The organism is Paenibacillus sp. MZ03-122A, from assembly GCF_024213325.1.
Classification (GTDB): domain Bacteria; phylum Bacillota; class Bacilli; order Paenibacillales; family Paenibacillaceae; genus Paenibacillus; species Paenibacillus polymyxa_B.
The window spans coordinates 80,798-103,527 of record NZ_JANAVI010000016.1 but is presented as its reverse complement, the minus strand read 5'-3'; the positions used below and the strand labels follow the sequence as shown (position 1 = coordinate 103,527).

Genomic DNA, 22,730 nt, shown 5'->3' with positions numbered 1-22,730 from the left:
GTTGGTTTGCCTTTTCGTTTACTTCCTTATAAGTCAGCTGTTTATCTTCAAACACTACAGCAATATTATTGGGTGTCTTTTCTACCTGCTCTTCAAACAGTTGATGTATAGTCTTATCCTTAGGATACCGGACCTTTGTATCGTTAAAGTCATATAGTATTTTCTGCTTTTCTTCCTGTGAAAGCATATCAATTTCTGACAACCTTTTTCCAGGATAAACCGTTATCTCTTCCAGAACATTAAGGTAATGGGCTGCAAACCTTTCTACAGTCTCTTTCTTGAACAGCCTTGTGGCATATTCCAAATCAAATGCAATACCTTCCTGGGTTTCCCGAGCATTTAATGTCAAGTCAAATTTGGATATTCTAAATTCATTTGTATAGGGTATAAACTTAAGCCTATCTATCTTCAATTCTGATGAGCCGGTATTTTGCAATACAAACATAGTATCAAAAAGAGGATTCCTGCTCATATCCCTCTTTACATTAAGCTTTTCCACCAGTTCTTCAAACTGGTAGTCCTGATTTTCATAAGCCCTTATAGAGTTTTCCCTTACTTCCTTTAGAAACTCAGCAAAGGTCTTTTCTCCCTGGGGATAGTTCCTCATGGCTAAAGTATTTACAAACATACCTATTATGTCTTGTAAATCTGTATGAGGTCTTCCAGCTATAGGGCTTCCCACTATAATATCTTCCTGCCCCGTATACTTAGACAGCAGTATGTTGTATGAAGCAAGCAATGTCATGTAAAGAGTAGCCCCATTATCCCTTGCAAGCTTAATAAGTTTTCCCGTAAGCTCACTGCCTGCTTCAAAACGGATAAAACCTCCGTCAAAGCTTTGAACCGCAGGCCTTTGGTAATCTACTGGCATATTCAGCACAGGAATTTCTCCATTAAATTCCTGGAGCCAGTATTCCTCCTGCTTCTTTATTTTGTCCCCAGCAAATAGTTCCTTCTGCCAAACAGAATAGTCCTTGTACTGTATACGGAGGGAAGAAGGGTTATTTCCTCCATACATATCCATGAACTCATGTACCAGTATATCCATGGACGTACCGTCAGATATGATATGGTGCATGTCAAACATCATGACATGCTTGTCTTTTCCCGTTTTCACAAGGCCTACTCTTAGCAGCGGAGCAATTCCAAGATCAAACGGCTTTATAAATTCTTTTACGATTTCCCCCACTTTTTCTTCGTCAGATTCTAGATACACTACACTAAAACCCACAGGATCATTGATCTTCTGGACGGGTTCACCCTCTATGAAATGGAAAGATGTTCGAAGGGTCTCATGCCTATTTATAAGCTGTTGGAAGGTCTTCTGAAAAAGCTCCAGATCAATACTGCCTTCAACCAGCAAGCTGCCTGGCATATTGTATGCTGTCCCTGCTCCTTCAAACTGATTTAATATATACAGCCTTCTTTGGGCTGATGACATAGGGTAGTATTCCATCTCTTTAGCAGTTTGGATGGATTGATATATACTCTCCTTTGCTTCCTTCATATACCTTGCTATTTCCGCTATAATTGGAGCCTTAAATATTTCCTTAAGAGGCATGTCTATATTGAACTCTTTGTGAATTCTCGCTACAAGGCTTGTAGCCTTTAAAGAGTGTCCACCTAACATAAAGAAGTTGTCATTTCTTCCTATCTTCTTAATTCCAAGGATGTCTTGCCAAATCAGTGCAAGCTTCTCTTCAAATTCGCCTATAGGCGCTTCATACTCTATTCCCGTATTTATATTACCTTCGGGTTCAGGCAATGCCTTCCTGTCTATCTTGCCATTAGCTGTCAATGGCATTTTTTCAAGCTGCACAAAGTATGATGGTACCATGTATTCGGGCAGTTCTTTTAAGAGATGCTCCCTTAGTTCTGATATTGTCAGCTCATTTTCTCCCGCTATATATGCACACAGGTATTTACTGCCCTGATGGTCTTCCTTTGCAATCACCAAAGATTCCTCAATTGAAGGATGCTTTAGCAGTTGTGCTTCTATTTCACCAAGCTCTATCCTAAAGCCTCTTATCTTTACCTGGTGGTCTATTCTACCCAGGTATTCCATTTCTCCATCAGATAATAACCGGACCAGGTCTCCAGATCTATATAACCTCTCTTCCGGCTTGTACGGATTTTGAACGAACTTTTCCTTTGTAAGCTCCGGTCTTCCAAGATATCCTCTGCAAACTCCGTCTCCTCCTACACAAAGCTCTCCGGCTACTCCAATGGGAACAACTTTCATGTTCTTATCCATTACATATGTTGTAAGGGTTGGTATAGGCCTTCCTATGCTGCTCACATTAGATCTAATTTCTTCCTCTTCTATCTCTTTATATGTGACATGCACTGTTGTCTCGGTTATTCCATACATATTGATGAGTCTAGTCTGCGGGTACTTCTTTCTCCATTCCTTCAACAATGCAGGCTTTAATGCTTCCCCTCCGAATATGACATATCTTATCTTAAGTTCTTTTTCTTCATATGATACTTCTTCATTGGCTATATTATAGAAGGCTGAAGGTGTCTGATTTAATACGGTCACCTTCTCATTCCTTAGAAGTCTCAGATACTCTACATTGCTGCGTGCTGTCATTTTAGGAACTACCACCAATCTGCCCCCATATAACAACGCCCCGTACATCTCCCATACGGAAAAATCGAAACTCATAGAATGAAACATAGTCCATACATCATTTTCGTTAAAATCAAACTGCATTTTACTGTTAAATAACAGCCTTACTATGTTTCTATGCTCTATCATTGCCCCTTTGGGTTTACCTGTAGAGCCTGAGGTATATATTAAGTAAGCTAGATCGGAAGGTTTATTTACCTCCGATAAGTTATATTGTTCATCTGAATATTCCTGCTCATCTTCTAAATTTATTACTGTACCTATTGATGTATATTTGTCTATAAAATGTGATTGGGTCAACAGGATCACTGCCCGGCTGTCTTCCAGCATATGACTTATTCTTTCCTCAGGATAATCTGGATCTATGGGAAGATATGCCCCCCCTGCTTTTAATACCCCTAGGATTGCTACTATCATCTCAAGTGAGCGTTCTGCCAGAATACCTACGATACTGTCCGGTTTGACTCCTTTAGCCCTTAATACATGGGCCAACCCATTTGATTTTTTATTGAGTTCACTATATGTAAGCTTTTTACCCTCAAATACCACAGCTACATGATCAGGGTTCTTCTCTGCCTGCTCTTCAAAAAGCTGATGGATAGTCTTGTTTTTAGGATACTGTGCCTCTGTAGCGTTAAAGGTATATAGGATTTGCTGTTTTTCTTCCTGTAACAGTACATCAATTTCCCACAACCTTTTTTCAGGGCATGCCGTTATCTCTTCAAGAACGGTTAAGTAATGGGTTCCAAACCTTTTTATTGTCTCCTTCTTAAACAGCCTGGTACAATATTCAAGGTTAAATGTTATACCTTCTTGACCCTCTACCACTTCAAGCATAAGGTCAAATTTTGCCTTTCTGCCTTCCAGCCAGTTGTTGTATTGTTTGAAGTTTATACCCGATGCTGCAAATTCTGTCTTGTTTGAAGTGCGCAGTGCAAACATAGTGTCAAAAAGAGGATTCCTGCTCATGTCCCTCATGAGATTAAGTTTTTCTACAAGTTCTTCAAACTGGTAGTTCTGATTTTCAAAAGCCAAAAACGCATTTTCCCTTACTTCCTGCAAGAATTGGACGAAGGTCTTTTCTCCCTCAGGATAGTTCCTTATGGCCAAGGTATTTATAAACATACCAATGATACCCTGCAGGTCAGCATGGGGCCTTCCGGCTACAGGACTTCCAACTATGATGTCTTCCTGTCCAGTGTATCTGGACAGGAGTACGTTATATGCAGCCATCAGTACCATGTATAAGGTAGCTCCATTATCTGTTGCAAGCTTATTTAGTTTGACTGAAAGTTCAGGGTTTATTTCAAAGCTTACAGCATCTCCTTCAAAACTTTGTACCGCCGGTCTTGGATAGTCAGTAGGCATATCCAGTACCGGTATATCACCCTTAAATGTCTGGAGCCAGTATTCTTCCTGCTTCTTTATTGAGTCTCCGGCAAACATCTCCTTCTGCCATACAGAAAAATCCTTGTACTGTATCCGTAGTGGCAAAAGGGTCTTCCCTTGGTACAAATCCAAAAACTCACTCATAAGTATATTGACTGATATACCATCTGATACTATGTGGTGCATGTCAAACATCATAACACGCCTGTCTTCGTTCGTTTTTACAAGTCCTACTCTCAGTAATGGAACTTGGCTAAGATCAAAGGGCGTTATGAATTCTTTGACTATTTCTGCTGCTTTTTCTTCATCCAGTTCCAGGTACGTAATACTGAAATCCACGTAATCATGAACCTTTTGTACTGGTTCACCCTCAACCATATGAAATGATGTGCGCAGAGCCTCATGTCTTTTTACTAGCTCCTTGAATGCCTGTTCGAAGCGTACTGCATCAATGTTTCCTTCCAGCAGTACGACGCCTGGCATGTTATATGCAGTACCTGCTCCTTCAAGCTCGTTTAGTATATACAGCCTTTTCTGGGCAGATGACATAGGGTAAAATTCCTGCTCTCTGGCAGAAGGTATTCCAGAAAAGGCATTTGGCGTATATTTTGAAACATCTTTTCCTTTTTCTTTTAGCATCGTCTCAAATAGCTTTCTTTTTTCTGGAGAAAGAGATTCTATTCTTTTCATCAAATTATCCATAACTTCGTCCCTCTTCTCTATTTCATCTCTTTTAATTCCTATTTATAGATTTTCAATCATGCTTAAAATTTCTTCGATTTCCACTGTATCGTTAAGTCTATTTTTAATACTTTTTGCTATTGCCGAAATTGTAGGACCCATAAACACTTCTTTTAATGCAAATTCTATGTCAAATTCTTTATGAACCCTTGATACAAGATTGGTTGCCTTTAATGAGTCTCCTCCTAATTCAAAGAAGTTATCATTTACTCCAATCTTCTGGACTCCAAGGATTTGGCTCCATATCAGTACAAGCTTCTCCTCAATTTCACCGAATGGTGCAGCATAGTCTACCCCTGTATTAATATTTCCATCAGGGGCAGGCAGGGCATTTCTATCTACCTTGCCATTCGCTGATAAAGGCAGTTTTTCCAACTGTACAAAATATGAAGGGATCATGTAGTCTGGCAGATCTTTGGAGAGATACTCCCTTAATTCCGGTATTGTCAATTCACTTTCTCCAACTATATATGCACAGATGTACTTGTTCCCTTGGGGGTCTTCCCTTGTTGCTGCCACAACTTCTTTTATTGAAGAATGTTTTAGAAGCTGAGCTTCTATTTCTCCAAGCTCTATTCGGTATCCGCGGATCTTAACCTGATGGTCTATTCTGCCCAGGAATTCGATATTCCCGTCAGGCAGCCATCTTCCCAGGTCTCCTGTTTTGTACAGCCTTATCCCCTTTTCTTCTCTGAAAGGATCTTCAAGGAATACATGGGCTGTTTTTTCAGGGTCATTTAAATAACCCCTTCCTACACCTGTTCCAGAGACGCAGATCTCTCCTTTTACTCCGATAGGGCACAGGTTCATGTTTTTATCTGTTATATATAGATTCATATTTTGTATAGGCTTGCCTACAGGAATGTTCTCTCCTTCATGAGCAGCTTCCATAGTATATAGAGTAATATCGTCCGCTGCCTCTGCAGGTCCGTAGGCATTAACTACTTTAGTATTTGGACATAGGTCAAACCATTTCCTTACTATGCCGGATTTTACGGTTTCTCCCGTTATCAGCAAGTAATGAAGTTTTTCCGGTTTATTCCCTGTATTTTCCACATACTCAAGCATTAAAGCAAGGTATGAAGGTACCACCTCAAGGACCGTTATGCCATCTTCTATGATCCGATTCGTAAACCTTGCAACATCCTTTACTATTTCATCTGGATAGATGATAATTTGAGCTCCTATGGTTAGGGCTGCAAAGAACTGCCATACAGATACATCAAAGTATTGAGGCGAGTTCTGGGATATTATGCTGTTGTTAGTTATACAAAGTTCCTTTATTTCCGCATGGATGTGGTTTATCATGCCAAGATGCTCTATCATAGCTCCCTTTGGTACACCAGTTGAACCAGATGTATATATAACATAGGCCAAACTATTTATGTCTATATCTAGATCTAGGTTTTCGCCACTTTCAGCCTCAATCTCTTTTTCACACTGGTCAAGGTATATAATTCGGCCTTTATAGTTCTCACTAAGCTGCTGGGTCACATAATCTGATAAGGTCAACACATAGGCAGCTTTAGATTCCTTAAATATATCAAGCACCCTTTGTGTAGGGTATTTTGGATTTACAGGTATGTAAGCCCCCCCTGCTTTCCATATACCAAGTACCGATTCTACAAATAAGGGTCCCCTCTCCAGCATGACAACTACGGCTTCTTCTCTACCAGTGCCAGCCTTTAGCATGTACCTTGCTATCCTGTTTGCCCTTTGGTTGATCTGGCCATATGTAAATCTACGGCCTTCATACGCTACTGCTATATTGTCTGGACGTACTTTCGTCTGCTGCTCAAACAGGTGGTGTACCGTCAGGTGATGTTCAAATTCAACCTTCGTATCGTTAAAGCCGTATATTATTCGCTCCTTTTCTTCTTGGGATAACATATTGATTTCTGATAGTTTTTTTTCAGGGTTTGAGGTTATCTCTTCAAGGATATTAAAGTAATGCTGAACAAGCCTTTCTACCGTCTCCTTCTTAAACAGACGTGTAGCATATTCCATCCATAATATTGTATTATGACCATCTGGTATCAACTGGAATGTTAGGTCAAATTTTGATGTTTTACTTTCAACCGGATATTTGGAATACTTTAATTCACCACGATGTTCCATAATATGCTCATCAGAAGGAACAATATTAAACATAACAGTAAATAAAGGATTTCTGCTTGAATCTCTCTTTACGTTAAGTTTTGTCACAAACTGATCAAACCTGTATTCCTGATTTTCATATGCTTCTAAGGAGCTTTCTTTTACTTCTTCCAAGAACTCAGTAAAGGCCTTATTTCCCTCTGGGAAATTCCTTAATGCCAGGGTATTTATAAACATCCCCAGTATTCTTTCAGTATCAAAATGAGTTCTTGCCGCTATAGGAGTACCAATAATTATGTCTTCCTGTCCTGAGTATTTATACATTAGTGTATTTAATGCCGCAAGAAGTATCATATACACGGTGGCTCCTGTTTGGGAGGAAAGTACATTTAATTTATCCATCAAATGACTGTCTAAATCAAATAGCAACCTATTTCCTTCAAAGCTTTGAAGGACAGGCCTAGGATAATCTGTAGGCATATCAAGGATAGGAATTTCACCCTTGAACCTATTAAGCCAGTATTCTTCCTGCTTTTTGTAAACCTCAGTGCTAAACAAGCCATTCTGCCACTGGGCAAAATCCTTATATTGCACCTCCATTGCCGGAAGGCTTTCACCACTTAATATAGAAACTATTTCATCAAAAGTCCTGATTATTGAAGTTCCATCCGAGACTATATGATGTACATCAAGCAAAAGTATTTGCCTGCTAGCATGGATTTCTATAAGACCTACTCTTATTAAGGGTGCTTTGCTTAAATCGAACGGTCTTACAAATTCATCGATTATTTTCTCTACTCCGTCTTCCTCAGACTCAAAATATTCTATAGTAAAATCAACTTCATCTTGTATCCTTTGCACAAGCTCCCCATCAATCATCTCAAAGGATGTCCTAAATGCTTCATGCCTTTGTATCAATGTTTTTAATGCTTCCCCAAGGGCAACCCTTTCAATCCCACCTTCAAATAAAATTCCCACAGGTATGTTATACCCAATGTTGTTACCCTCAAGATTATTAATGATATACATCATCTTTTGTGCAGATGAGGTTTCATAGTACTCTTTTTCAGAAACTTTAGGTATTCTTTCAAGCTCAGCCTTACCCATATTTAGGGAATCCTGTTCTGAAATCTTTCCCGATTCGTATAGCTTTGATATCATTTGCTCGGAAAGATCGTATATGCTGGAACCCTTAAGAAGTTCTACTATGGAAACAGGTGTTTTAAAGGCAACCTCCATCCTGTTTTTTATTTCGGTGGCCATTAATGAATCCATCCCAAAAACAGTTAGTGGTTGTTTGGTACTTAGATCCTCAGGATTATAACGCAAAACCTTCGCTACTATTGTTTTAATATGCATTTCAACGATATTCTGCCTGCTCTGTATTGGAGATGAAATAATATCCTCCAGGATATCAACATCCACCTTTGATTTATTTATATTCTCTTGTTGTCCTGACTCATCTTGCAAAAGAGTTTTAAGCACATGTGGAGAACTCATGGGTGAGAACCATTTTTCCCCAAACGTTTGCCACGAGAGTATAGGTAGAACCACAGACTGTGCAACAGCTTCTCCAACAAGGTGCTCCATAGCCCTAATTCCCTTTTCTACCGTTACAGATTCTATGGATTTTTGTATATAATACTCCGGATCACGTTCCATAAACCTTGCAGCCATTCCAACCTCTGACCATGGTCCCCAATTGATACTCAGTGCAGGAAGTCCTCTCGATAAACGGTAATGTGCAAGTGAGTCCAAAAAGGCATTCCCAGTTGCATATGCTCCCTGGCCTGGTGAACCAAATACAGAAGCAACTGAAGAAAATAAAATAAAGAAGTCAATAGGCCGTCCCTCTGTCATACGGTGAAGGTTCCATGCACCATTTACCTTAGGCGAAAGGACCCTATAAAAAGTCTCATCTTTACTAACCTCAAGAAATTGATCATCCGTAATACCAGCAGAATGTACAACACCTCGAATAGGAGGCCTTTCTTCCTTATCAAAATCTTTAAAAAATCCAGCAAGCTTTTCCTCATCAGTTACATCCACTGATCCAATATATACTGTTGCCCCCTGGGACTCCAGCTTACGAACAAACTCAATCCTCTCTGCAAGGCTGCTGCCTGGCTCTACATTGTTCCATTCAGAACGTTTTGGAAATTCTCCGCGTCCAAGCAGTACCAGATGTCTTGCTCCCTTGGCAACCATCCACTGGGCTGTAATCATACCTATGCCACCAAAAGCACCTGTAATAACATAACTTCCATCGGGGCGAAGATGTACGGGTACTTGATGCTGCATATCAATCCGCAGTTTATCGATTCTTGCTGCAAGTCTATTCCCATTACGGAAAGCAATTTGGTTCTCTCCATTACCTAAGACTTCTTTTAACAGCATTTCCATTTCACCCGCATTGGCCTCTATGTCAAGGTCTACAAGGCCTCCCCAATTTGAAGGCAACTCATGGTAACCTATGACGGTGCCAAGGCCCCATACCAACGACTGTAAGAATGCAGAATTTGGAGTAGCCCTGTTGATCATTTGGGCTCCTCTTGTAATAACCCACAGCTTAAAATTTAATCCCAGATTTGTGGTTGCTTGTACCAGGTGTTTTAATACAAACAGGTTTTCAAAACAAGCTTTTTCTATAGCTGTATTGCTAACTTCCTGGATCTCAAGGATATTGAGGCTCCACATATATACAATACCTGTTAGCTTCGTTTTAATTTTTGAGAATTCATCAAACAACGCTCTAAGATCCTCAATGCTTCGAGGGTTTATATATATCTCACGCTCTTCATACTGCCAACCAAAATTCTCACCAGGATATACCATAAAGCATTCTTCTCCCCTTTTTTCAAGGAGATTTGCCAGTTCTTTTCCTGCTGCTTTATGATCCACAAAAATAAGCCATGCTCCAGAGTTAGCAGCAGCTGTGCGGGTATCAACTTCTTCACTTTTTAGAAGCTCCCAGTTTATCTCATAAAGATAATCCTTAACTCTTCCAGCATCAGACCCTCCACTATTTCCAAGTTCCTTAGTTCTTATGCCCAGTATTTCGGCGATTAGATTTCCGTCCTCACTATATAGACGGATGTTGGCGTTCAAATTATTATCTTTCCTATCTACCATCTGCGTATGACAAAGCATGACAGGCTCCGGCCTTCCATAAAGCTGCACCCTGTCTATTCCTACAGGTAGGAATGATTGGCCTTCGTTATTTTCATCTTCATTAAGTGGTGCAACTGCCGCAATGGTAACCTGGAAACAGGCGTCCAATACCGCCGGGTGAAGACCGTAGATAGAGCTATCAATCTCCAGTATTTTAGGGATCTCGATCCTGCCAAGAGCTTCGTTATCACCTTTCCATATCTTGTCTATACCTTGGAAATAAGGACCATAATGGAAACCCATTTGATAGAAGGTTTTATAACATACTTCTTTTCCGTATTCTTTGGTACAATTGCCAAGTATTTGAATCAACTCATCTTTAGCAGTGATCTTTATGTTTTGCCGTTTTCTTATTGTGCCGGATGCATTGCATGTCCAAGTCTTATCTTGTCCCGGTATCCTGCTTGAAATCTCGAATTTTGCGGTTTTTGGATCCAAAACCACCTGCACCACAGGTGATACTCCTTGATTTAAAAATAAAGCATTTTCAAACTTTATATCTTCAACTGTATAAAAACCCTCTCCAAAATAGCTTCTGGCACAAGCCATTCCCAGCTCTACATACCCTGCTCCGGGGAAAACTTCTATACCTTGTATTTTATGATCAGAAAGATACGTCATATAGGTAGTATTAAGTTCAATCTCCCATATAGGGCTGGAAGTTTTCAAACGGCGTCCTAAAAACTTGTGCTTATTTTTTCCCTGCCTAAATTCACTTGATTCCTGCGTTTCCATCCAGTATTTATCCCATTGCCATGGATAAAGAGGGAGACTTACAAACTCACCTTGGTACCGGTAAATCTTGTTCCAATCTATAGGGTATCCCAGTGCATATAGATTCCCTAAGTTCTCCAGTATTGAAACCTGTTCGTTTTCATTTCTTTTTATAGAGAACAACTTCTTACCTTCAACGTTTTTAGCTGACAGACAATCAGAAATAGAAGCTGCTAAAACAGGGTGAGGGCCCACCTCAATAAATAAGTTATAATTCAACGAAATCATTTCATACATTGCTGCTTCAAAACGTACCGGCTCTCTTACATTTTTATACCAGTAATGTCCATCACACTCTGTACCCGTCAGCATTTTCCCTGTAACCGTGGAATATATCGGTATCCCGGCAGGCTGGGACTTTATTCCTTTTAATGCCTCCAATAGCTCCTGCTCATATGGTTCCATTTGGTAACTGTGATACGCTACATTGACCTTTAAAAGCCGCGCAAAAACCCCCTTATCCTGCAACTGTTTTTGGATCTGCTCAAGGGCATCAGGATCACCTGACAAAGTTACCGAATTTGGGCTATTGATTGCTGCCATTGAAACACCTTTTATATTCTCATCCAGCAGGGCCACAACTTCTTTTTCTGGTAAACCTACCGCCAGCATTGTGCCCTTGTTTACTGCTTTTTGCTGTGCACGGCTTCTGTGAATACTTACCAACATGGCATCTTCAAGGCTGTAAATTCCTGCAACATATGTAGAAGCCACTTCTCCAACACTGTGTCCTACCACCGCATGGGGTATAATACCCAAGGATTTCCATACTTCAGTCAAACCCACCTGAACAGCAAAATTGGCAGGTTGAGCAAACTGGGGCTGGTCCAGACGTGAATTCTCCTCATCGGCGAGAAGTTCCTCCAGTAGAGACCATCCAGCATACTGACGTGTAAGTTTATCACATTTTTCTATCATATTTCTAAACACAGGGTCTTTTTCAAGGAGCTGTCTGCCCATAGCCCACCATATGGGCCCCATACCTGTATATACAAAAACAGCTTTATTGTACTTTCCTGCCTCAACATTTCCCGCAGACATCCCCTGGCGTGCTTGTCCTTTAATATACGCTTCCAGGTTTCCTGCAAGTTCTTCCTTTGAAGATGCCGAAACCGCTAGTCTATAGTCATGATGGGTGCGCTTTTTGCTCATCATGCTTCCAATATCATATAAAGAAATACTTTCTCCACTTCCATTAATAAAATCAACATACTTTTGCGCATAGTTTTTTAGCGCCTTTTCTGAGCGCGCAGATATGGGAATCATATATGGCCATCCGGTATTTACATTAACTTCAGGAGTACCCTCTTTTTGGAGATCTGTAGCTTCCTCCAAGAGGATATGGGCATTTGTTCCTCCAAAACCGAATGAATTTATGCCAACCAATGCGGGTTGCGGCAAAGGCTCCAGGGTCTGAGGAATTCGTATACATAAATCGTCAAAGGGAATTTTAGGGTTTGGATTCTTAAAGTGCAGATGTGGAGGTATTTGCTTATGCTTTATGATTAGTGAAGCTTTTATCAGTGCGGCAACTCCTGCAGCGGCCTCAAGGTGGGCAATGTTTGTCTTAACAGATCCGACAATACACTTTTTATCTTTTGGCCTGTCTGTTGAAACCACTCGTGCTATTGCATTAGCCTCAATAGGGTCTCCAACCGGAGTGCCGGTGCCGTGAGCTTCAATATATGTTATATCTGAAGGTGATATTCCTGCCTTTTTGTATACCTCCTTCATTAAGTTTTCCTGAGCCTGCCCGTTTGGAACAGTAATCCCGTCTGTGTGGCCGTCCTGGTTTACACCCGATCCACTTATTACGGCATAAATCCTATCTCCGTCTTCGATAGCATCTGACAGGCGTTTTAAAACCACAACGCCGGCTCCTTCTCCTCTTGCATAACCGTTTGCACTGGAATCGAAAGTTTTGCACCGTCCATCGGGAGATAAAAAACCACCCTTACTTTCCGCTATGGTATACTCAGGTGTAGCTATAACACTTACTCCGCCTGCTATTGCGAGATTACATTCATTATTCAATAAACTCCCGCATGCAAGGTGTGTTGCAACCAAAGAGCCCGAACACGCTGTATCTACAGACAAACTTGGACCTCTGAAATCATATATATATGAAATCCTGTTGGACAACATTGTCATCATCATACCCGTTGCCGAATGTGTATCTAAACTTTCAACCGATTCGTTTTTAAATTGTATTGCTTGATAGTCAAGGGTGAAGCCCGCTACAAAGACACCGGTATTGGTTCCTGCTAGCTTGGCCGGATCCAAGCCTCCATCTTCCATTGCTTCCCATGATGTCTCCAGCATCAGTCTTTGCTGTGGATCAAGAAAGGCCGCTTCCCTTGGAGAAATACCAAAAAACAAAGGGTCAAACTCATCTATTTTATCTAAAAATCCACCATGACAGGTGTAATGCTTGCCTGGCTTTGATTTGTCAGGATCATAAAACTTTTCTAAATCCCAGCGGCCTTCGGGTAAATCGGAAGTCATATCTTTTCCCGCAGTCAATGCTTCCCAGAACTCCTCAGGCCCCCTTATTCCTCCTGGCAAACGGCATCCTATTCCTATAATGGCGATTTTATCCATAACTTTCGACCTCCAATACTTTATTTATATTCTCTTGAATAGCTTGTCTGATAATTGAACAACCCTGCTGCAAAAGTTCAAGCTCGATGGTTAACGGAGGCATAAGTTTTATAACACTGTCTTTTCTTCCTGCGCTTTCGATGATTAAACCGTTTTGGTAACATTCCTCTACTACTTTTTGCGTGATTCGCTCATCCTCCACATTGGAAAAATCAATACCCCAAATCAAACCTGCACCCCGAATGGTCAGGCCCTTATGTAATGACAAAATCTGCTTGGTTAAATATTCTCTTACAAATGCTTCCTTATATTTCACAGACTGTTCCAAATTATTCATTTCCCAATATTCCAACGCAGCTGTAGCTCCAATGAAAGCAAGCTGGTTTCCCCGGAACGTACCGTTATGCTCACCAGGCTTCCAGACATCAAGTTCCGGTTTCATCAGCAGAATAGACATGGGAAGGCCATACCCGCTGATTGACTTGGAAAGCAGTACAATATCAGGGATCATCCCGGCACGTTCAAATGAAAAGAACGGTCCGGTGCGTCCGCAGCCAACCTGAATGTCATCGCAAATCAGTAGAATACCGTGTCTGTCGCTAAGTTCCCTCAGCCTAAGCATCCATTCGGGTGAAGCTATATTTACGCCGCCTTCCGCCTGAATGGTTTCAAATATAATAGCCGCCGGTTTTTCGATTCCCGAGTGACCGTCGTTTAGAACGGCTTCCATGTATTCAATAGTATCGAATGAGTCAATTGGACTCTCGGAGTATGGGAAAAAGGTAACATCGGATAATGCTATGCCGGAGGAAGATCTTTTCTGAATGTTGCTGGTAACAGCCAGACTCCCCAGCGACATTCCGTGAAATCCTCCCATAAACGCAAATATACCAGTCCGTTTAGTGATCTTTCGGGCAAGCTTCAGCGATGCTTCTACAGCGTTTGTACCTGTAGGCCCGCAAAATTGAATTTTATAGTTTAACTTTCGGGGTTCCAATATGATCTGCGAGAATTTTTCGATAAATTCACGTTTCGCTTTTGTGTACATATCAAGCCCATGAGTAATACTGTCCGATTCAAGATAAGCGAGTATCTTTTGTTTGATGTATTCGTTGTTATGTCCATAATTTAAAGCTCCTGCTCCTGCAAAAAAATCAACAAATTTCTTTCCGGATTCTGAATAAATCAGTGCACCTTTAGCCCGGTCAAACACATCGTAGAAGTTTCTACAATATGCTCTTACGTTGGATTCATACTGCTCAAAAATTTCCATACTCATAATTCCTCCCTTAAACTGAAGTTAGTGTTTAAACACTAACTTCAGTTTATTTTTCCGGCCCAATCCACATCCATGTTCTCTCCCGGCTTGTGGTGGATGTGCATCGTTGCCTTTGTCCTCCCCCGCCCACTCCCGGTATTACTTACAAAACTGGGTGTACATGTACGGTAGGATTGTAAAACCTGCAAGGGTGGAAAATAAATAACATCTTAGTTCTTACCGCCATAGCCCTTATAAGTAGCGTAAACTGCATCTGCATATTGATTGGCCAGAATAGGACGGCCATAAGAGTCTGTAGCTCCCGGATACCAGTTATCTCCTCCGTTATAGTATAATAAGCCATTATATATGTTGCCGAATCTAGTAATCTTTTCATTTAAAATCAGTCCGCCCAAGCATACCTGATCTTGTTCACTGCCGTGATTATAAGCACGGCCAAATTTTGAACTGAATTGAGATAAATAAGCATTACGTGTGTTTGGTTCTACCTGCATCAATCCGTCGCCGGCTGATGGACTGCCTGGTAAGCCTGCTCCAAAGCTGCTTTCCTTTTTGATCACAGCACTCAGCAATAAAGCAAAATCTCCGCCTTTACCGAATTTATCGCCCGCATTCATTGTGTATGTCCATATGTGGCTTGGAACTTCGGAAGGCTTTGTTACTGAAGGACCTGTTGGTGGCGTTGTTGGCGGTGTTGTAGGTGGCGTAGTTCCGCTGCCGCCTTTCTTCCATAAAGCAGGAACATTGGATGGTTCCCAGCCTACAAGGGAAGTATGTGCCTGAAGACAGGTATAAGTACTTCCACTATATGTTACTGTATCATTTACCGCATATGCAGTATTTGGACGTTCATACAATATTTATACCATAACGAACATTGTTCGTAAAGAACAATGTTCGTTATGTGTTAGAACACCTACATGTTCTAACTTTAGAACTCTCATCTTTTTCGCGCCTCCAAAAGGCGGAATTTAGGAGAAGAGGATATCTTGGTGTCGTGTGAAAGTATATCGCAACGCTCCACTACCCGCCGGATATATATCGCTAGCTCCAGAAGTTTGGGCTTACCGGACGCGCTGGGGTTATGGCGGCAGCCGCAGGACCGATCGATGAGGATCGGACGGATTGACGCGGCATCAATGCGTCAAAGTCAAGAGGCCGCTGAAGAGCTTTCGTAAGCTTTTTTCTGTTGCGGACGGAACCACGAGGCAGCAAGAGCGAGTAGAGAAGTCCCTATTAGTGCGATGATGACCCAGCGGTAACCGTGAATGACGAAAGCAAAATCAACGGCAGAAATCACATTGTTCTTTCCGGAATACAGCACGTTCTTCAGGTGGGCTGGCAGCGCTGCGCCGACGATGGTTAAAGAAAGAGCCGTACTCAGCACTTGACCCAAGTTATATAGCATGGACCGCAGTCCATTCGCCACCCCGCGGCTTTGCTCCGGAACGCTTGACATGACCTCCGTCGTATTGGGGGTAAGGAATAAACCGGTCCCGACCCCGATTAACAACATGCCGCAAGCGGTGACCCCGTAAGAGAAATTTCCACCGACCACGAATAGGAGTAGTAGTAGTCCTGCTATAGAAATAAGAATTCCAAGTGAGGCCAGAACTCGAATGGCCGCCTTCTTAGTCAACATGCCAGCAATCGGAGAAATGACCAACATCCCTATCGTAATTGGAAGGATCCTTAGACCGGCATTAAGCGCGTTTTGGTGGAAGGCAAATTGGTAATAGAGAGCGAAGAGCAGAGCAACCGCCGTACGGGCAAAAGAATTAAAGAATGTAGCGATGTTCCCCATACTGAACGTCCAGCTTTCAAAAAGGCTTAAATCTAGTAGAGGTGATGCTGAACGATGCTCATGCCATAAAAATATAGTAGTAAATATGGCGAATATCGCAAAACCTCCGATCACCTGCTTGTCTCCCCAGCCCAGTTCTCCCCCCTTGGATAAAGCAATGATTAGACCCGCTAAAGCGACAAAGATCATGATGCCTCCATATCCGTCCACTTTTTTATGGAGCTGCGCTAGGGGCTTCACCCTTAGAATCCAGAGCCCCCAGATGAGAGCAATGATCCCGAAGGGAACATTAGACCAGAACACCCACCTCCAGCCTCAGGCGGTCGTGACCACGCCGCCGACGACCGGGCCAAGCACCTGCGCGACGGAAGCGGACAATAAATTCAGACCGAGACCGGTGCCCAGCTGCGATTGGGGAAACGCATCGGTAATCAGCGGTGTTGTGTTCGTCACTACGAGCGCTCCTCCGGCAGCCTGTACGATCCGAAGAAGGATTAGTACCTCTACATTAAAAGCATAACCGAGTAGTAAACTGGATACGGTAAAGATGGCCATTCCTATTAAATACATTCGGCTTCTTCCGAAAATATCCGAAATTTGTCCGAAGATTAAAATCAGGATAGTGTTTACCAGCATATAGGAAAGTAAAATCCAGCTGGAAGCTGCCGCATTCGCATGAAATTGCTGGCTTAATTCCGGCAATGCGACATTAAGCGTTCCGATATTGACCAGAACCAGGAACGCTCCGAGACTGGTTACAGATAAGACATACCAGGGGTACATCCTATCGGACTTGGGACTTCTCTTTTGGGTCATAGAGACCAACCTCCTGAAATAAAAAAACGACCCCTGGAACCTGATAAATCCAAGGGCACATCTCCTTTGGGTTCAAACTTCAGCAAAGGCAGAAATGATTTCCTGTGTTGTCCGAACACGCCCGATGCGTGGAAAAATAAAATTTTTCACGTGATCGTGCTCGGCTTGAGAAAACCCGGTCATGGCATCGATCGCCAAAATCAGCTGATACCCATTCATAAACGCTTCCCGCGCGGTCGTATCCACGCCAAGCCCGGTAGCGATGCCGCATAAGACGATGGTGTCGATTCCCCGGCGACGCAACTGCAGGTCGAGCTCCGTTCCGTAAAAAGCTCCCCATTGCTTTTTAGTAATGATGTGGTCTGTTTCGGCGACCCGCATTTCCGGGACGATTTGATCCCATCCTTCAGGCAGATTCAGTGGTGGTGCAGGCGAATCCAACTTCGGTCTCGGGATATCCTTCAGATCTTTGCTAGATACCCGGACCAGGGCAACCATTGAGCCTTGCTCACGGAAAGCATCTGCCAAGGCGGCAGCGTTAGATACTACCTGCTCGGCGGAATAAGGGGCGTATTGATTACCAAGCCATTTTTGCAAATCAATGACAACTAACGCTGTTTTTTGCGGATCCAATAATTTTTCCATTCTATATGTTCTCCTCACCCTTTGGATTTGACCTGAAGTTTAAAATATTAAACATTTGGTCATTTGACTATGTCCGGCCTGCCTCTCTAGTAGCTCATCATTGTCTCCTAAGATACGCCGATAAGTAAGATGGAGCGCTCTTAGATTATGGGGTGTGAAATATGGCTTCCTAAGTTCAGGCCATAACTTCGATTGAATGCGAGTTAAAAAATTATACAGTCCGCTAGTTCGTATAGGGCCATCATTATGTTTTGAAGCCAGTAAACGAAGTTCCGTAAGGCCATCCCCACCCCACTCTCTTGGAAAAAATATAGGTTCTGATGGGGCAAAATGAATCAATTCGTTAAACCATCTTGCAGCATCGTTCTTCACTAGAGCGTGATGAACCCATTCATAGCCGTTTCGATCGGGTTGATTGCGAATGGTCTTGGTTTTGTGAAAACGAATCCAGGAATTATCCTGCGAATCTATAAATAAAGCATTCTGAAGCAAATTAACTATTTCATGAGGCCTTGCTGCAGTTGATAACATCAACAGGCAAGCCCGCCTATGACGAAAGTCCATCAGAATGTTCTCGTTAATTAAAGGAGTTTGATCGTTCATTAAGGTCTGCACAAGAATATAAGCTTTGGACATACTAAATACTCGTCCATGATCTTTTGACATAACACGTCTAGGTCTTGGCATAATCCGTTCTATGTTGTATGAAGCATTTGTAGTTCTTATAAGCCACCTAAGCCAATGTCGAAGCGCCACTCGGAAAAACGTCTTATCTTCTTGTCCCTTCATCTGGCCAAAAATCTCTGTGTATACTTCTGATATTGAATTCTCGCTTATGTCAGTAAGACCTTTTGATCGACATTTGATTGCAAAATACCGGATGTACTTGACTATCGCTTTCCAATAATTTATGCTGATAGTTTTTTTACCGTATCTGAAAAGTAAATTTCCTTCATCGTCGTAATAATCATCAGTTATTGAATCATTCACACGTTGCCTCAAGTAAGAAAATGCAAAGGTATAGAGACTCTCCTCAAACGGCGTTTGGGTTGGATATATTCCCGCGGCTATCCAGAGACTTCTTTCCGCTTCATCGCAAGGTATGACCGGTTTATTTTCAATCAAGGAATCTGTTTCTTTAGCTAACATCTTACCTAGGAGGGTTAAACTACTTCTATGATATTTAGCGATCTTACTTGCTTTTGCTAATACAGAGGAAGTAATAATATGATTACCCTCTAACCCTTCCTTAAGGGCGTAACCTGCGAACCATAAGCAAACTACAGTTCGAAGCAAAGGAATCCTTTTCTTTGCCTTTTGTAGTTGTTTTTCGCTATCCATCGGATACAATACCGGATAGTATTTATCGTAAAGCGCATCAAAGTACTCAAAATTCGGTAACTCGGGAAAAGGAAATTTATTGAATTCGGTCTTGGTTGGAAATACGATCTCTAAAGGCAAACTGATCCGTTGTAAAAAGGCAAGCAGTAATACGTAATCTCTTTGGGTGCCGGGTAACTTGAAAAATATTGTGGGTTGTACCAAATCCGTTAAGGAGCTTGATAAAATAGGTTCAACCCGTCCCCAAGTCTCTGCCGATCTGTATTGTTCATACTCCGATCTTGTCAGATGCTCTCTACTCTCGAATTGTCCCTTTCGCCTTACAGTAATGGGTCCAAATCTCAGGGATTGCCAAGCTAATATTTGCGACACGATTTCACCTCTTTCCAATCTAAGCTCAGACTAGTCGACTGATAACCTCTATTTGAATCTGTTCGTCACTATAGCCGAAATGCCGAATCATGTCCCCAAGCAACGCTATTTGCGTAGCTAATCCGGCCGCCTTGGCGTTTTTGGTTGTAAAATCCCGACTGCCTCGCATCATGTTCCACATGTCCTTGGTTAATCTGGCCAAAGTATGAAATGCCTGTGCTGCTTCACTTTTTCGTATGGCGAAATGATGACAGGAAAAACACTTTGCCTCAAAAAGGCAAGCCCCCTGTATTAAACATCTTCCTACACCTGTAGGAGCTGGAAGCCCGAATTTTGCAAAGAATTCATCTAAAGATAGCTCTTCAGATCCCAAAGCTTTTATCAATTCGTCAGGCTCAGTTTGTTCGCTGGCAAGTGCTTCGAAGATTCGCCAAATAAACCGTCCCGCAATCTCACCATCCTGATATTTCTTAATAGTAGCAAATAACAATGCTTGACGGGAGAGATTACTTCGTAAGTATCGATTCAGCATGGTTTGATTTTCATGACCTGCAGCAAGTCGTGCTAACTCACTGTTCCCGGTTTCGATTGCAATGTGAGTTATGAGATAGTGTCTGTAACCATGAGCCTTCCCTTTTTTATCTCCATGTCCAATAAATTCTGCTATCTTATCAAAAAACCTATATATTTGTCTTTCATTCAAAATCCAGGGATATTTCTCCAATAGAAAAAGATGCACATACGATGCATCCGCTCTTTCGTTCCGTATCGGTCGGAAGGCTTTATCGCTCGATCTTTTCTGTAAAAATTCGACCGCTCTAAGACCTGCAGAATCAATTATAGGAAATTGGTCGTTACGATGTTTAGCTTTCTCAATACCTGAATATGGGCTGTATAATCCTACCGCTGATGGAGCATTAGGCAATGGCAGCATACATTCTTCAGCCTGAAGATTGAGCAGATACGTTTTACGCACCGGTGATGAGGCAATAATTAACCAAAAAGCGCAACATAAAACTTCAACATCATCTTCGGGATGATAATTTTCAATTGCTTCCTTCATGAGCATCGGGAAGTTTGGGTCATCAAAAGCGAGGCCATCACCGGAATATGTTTCTTCTTGGGCCTCACGATGAATTCCAGAATATAAATCACTGGGCCAGTCAACGTATGTTGGAAAAAATGTATGAGAACCTTTCCCCCAATCAAAGAATAACTTTATGTGTAGAAGATTGTTCCCGGTATACTTAGCTGAAAACTCCTCTCCATCGTTATTCTTTGAAATGTAATCAAACAAATCGAGAAAATCTTCATACTCGAGAGATGAAGCATCCGACTCCCCGTGCTGGTCAAGCCATTTGAAAAATTTATGCAAAGCACTGCCCGCTTTACGAATATAATAGTCTAGCGAATTACTTCGTTTTAAATGCTCGCGAAACTCACGTGCGATATCCCCCCACTTTGGATGCTCACAGCAATCGTCAAACAGTATTCTTTGCCTACGTCTTCCTGGTTCATCCGAATATCCAAGCTCAAAAAGAATGTCCTTTAAACACTTGGCGTTATAACGTTTGTCGTTCGGACGCATTACATCCGCTAACGCTATATCTTCTTCCGTGAAATCGCCCAGCGGTTTCATAACACCTAGAAGGTGTATAGATAGTTTGTTGAACAAACCTATACGGTTTGAGTCTTTTTTGCGGATGTGTTCTGCTTCTGAATTTTTGAGGAGGCCCATTTTGACGGGGAAATCCGACAGATTAACACGACCTCTGGTTGACAGGTAACAAACCAAGTCGTTTCGACGATATTGTGCTACTACATCATTTCCCTTGCAAAAACCTGTATGCCAAGCCCAGAAAATGACATACCATAGGTCTCGACTGTCGCGATGCCGAAAGGTTGGTCTCTCTTCAGGCGGTACAGCTAACCAGTTATCCGGGGCCGGAAATGTAGTAAATAATTGAAGGACGGGATTTTTTATAGAAGAAAATACTTGATTCACATGATTCAAACGCAGCGTGTTTTTTAAAAATTTGCGAAATTCCGATAATGGAGTCCATTCTAGTGTCATTCCGAGTCCTCCTCATGCGCGTGGATTCCCTCTGAGATCTCCGCCTGTCGCATAAATACCCTCCCTAAATGATCTACTTTACCTTTTTCTGTGTCATTATTTGACTCAGGTATCCAATGAATATATGTATCGCGCGTAATCACGACAGAAGAATGCCCCAACCACTTGCTGATCTCTTCGATTGGTCTGCGATATCTTAGGAGAAGTGATGTCGCGAATAAGTGTCGGAAGGTGTGTGGATAGTAGGAACGTAGGTCTACGCTTCCCCCAGTTCGTTGAAATAAGTCATCAGCCAAATTATTATACTTACTGTAAACGCCTTTCTTACTTAATGGCTTCCCTTTTGAATTGTTTGACTCTGATACAAATAGATAGCCATGATCTTCACTTGTGTAATAAGACAAAAGTTCCCGCCGCTGAAGAAGTGCCCAATACAGAAGATCAGTGAACTCCTCTTGTGTTGGAAATCGGATATTTTTCCTGCTAAATGGATCAATTGTTTTGTGAGTTATCAACGCCACGTCCCTGCAGGAAGCCTTCGTTTTCCATCCCGTATCAATGACCCAATTCCCCCGCAACCCGCGTTCTTTTACAAACTGCAAGTTCCCGGAAAGAGACTCGGTTAATTCCTCTCTTGCTGTATGATACACGTTTAAGTTGGAAGGAATTGTTGACGGCTCAATTCGAATCTCAGCTGCTTCACCAGGGCGTAATCCAAAGTAACGCAATATCGCAAAGAGAAGAAGATCCAAAGCATTTTCATACGGATCGATCAATTCAAAGAACATGTCTGCTTCGGTCTCACTAAAGACCTTGTCGTGGTTAATGGGAGAGGCTTGCCTGCTCTTCCCTCCTCCAGGTCCTGCAGTACCGGAATCTCGAGCAATATTTTCCACATCAAACACTATCCGCACCCTACTACCCGCAGTACCCGCTATTAATGAATGATTATCTCTTATTTCTTTTCTCGGAACCTGCTCTAATGGCAGGTATT

At 42.0% G+C, this 22,730-nt stretch carries 8 protein-coding genes and 1 pseudogene; all 9 read right to left on the bottom strand.

The genetic code is table 11. The annotated features are described in order from the left end of the window. A partial coding sequence (locus NLX74_RS22785; protein ID WP_254330435.1) for a non-ribosomal peptide synthetase occupies positions 1-4,723 on the bottom strand: 4,723 nt, incomplete at its 3' end. A gap of 42 nt (positions 4,724-4,765) precedes the next feature. Beyond that, positions 4,766-13,405 (bottom strand): hybrid non-ribosomal peptide synthetase/type I polyketide synthase, encoded by an 8,640-nt coding sequence (locus NLX74_RS22780; protein WP_025719507.1) that lies wholly within the window; start codon positions 13,403-13,405, stop codon positions 4,766-4,768. Beyond that, positions 13,398-14,678 (bottom strand): diaminobutyrate--2-oxoglutarate transaminase, encoded by a 1,281-nt coding sequence (gene ectB, locus NLX74_RS22775; protein ID WP_025719505.1) that lies wholly within the window; start codon positions 14,676-14,678, stop codon positions 13,398-13,400. The genes NLX74_RS22780 and ectB overlap by 8 nt, the downstream gene beginning before the upstream one ends. Before the next feature lie 215 nt (positions 14,679-14,893). Beyond that, entirely contained in the window at positions 14,894-15,541 is a 648-nt protein-coding gene (locus NLX74_RS26055) for a carbohydrate-binding protein (RefSeq protein WP_254330433.1), read from the bottom strand. 293 nt (positions 15,542-15,834) lie between these two features. After that, positions 15,835-17,271: pseudogene (locus NLX74_RS22765) on the bottom strand (MFS transporter). 105 nt (positions 17,272-17,376) lie between these two features. Beyond that, the gene (locus NLX74_RS22760) at positions 17,377-17,949 is read right to left on the bottom strand and encodes a hydrolase (RefSeq protein WP_025723565.1); all 573 of its coding nucleotides are present in this window, start codon (positions 17,947-17,949) and stop codon (positions 17,377-17,379) included. Between the two features lie 39 nt (positions 17,950-17,988). Then, complete coding sequence (locus NLX74_RS22755; protein ID WP_190299356.1) at positions 17,989-19,662, bottom strand: site-specific integrase; 1,674 nt, start codon at positions 19,660-19,662, stop codon at positions 17,989-17,991. A 25-nt stretch (positions 19,663-19,687) separates the two neighbouring features. Continuing rightward, a complete protein-coding gene (locus NLX74_RS22750; RefSeq protein WP_254330431.1) occupies positions 19,688-21,736 on the bottom strand; it encodes a site-specific integrase in 2,049 nt (682 codons plus the stop codon). Then, complete coding sequence (locus NLX74_RS22745; RefSeq protein WP_254330430.1) at positions 21,733-22,641, bottom strand: tyrosine-type recombinase/integrase; 909 nt, start codon at positions 22,639-22,641, stop codon at positions 21,733-21,735. The genes NLX74_RS22750 and NLX74_RS22745 overlap by 4 nt, the downstream gene beginning before the upstream one ends. Positions 22,642-22,730: the final 89 nt, after the last annotated feature.

Excerpts from the sequence above, each read along its gene's own strand:
- NLX74_RS22760 (WP_025723565.1), bottom strand. The coding sequence starts at position 17,949 with ATGGAAAAATTATTGGATCCGCAAAAAACAGCGTTAGTTGTCATTGAT.
- NLX74_RS22780 (WP_025719507.1), bottom strand. The coding sequence starts at position 13,405 with ATGGATAAAATCGCCATTATAGGAATAGGATGCCGTTTGCCAGGAGGA.
- ectB (WP_025719505.1), bottom strand. The coding sequence starts at position 14,678 with ATGGAAATTTTTGAGCAGTATGAATCCAACGTAAGAGCATATTGTAGA.
- NLX74_RS22750 (WP_254330431.1), bottom strand. The coding sequence starts at position 21,736 with ATGACACTAGAATGGACTCCATTATCGGAATTTCGCAAATTTTTAAAA.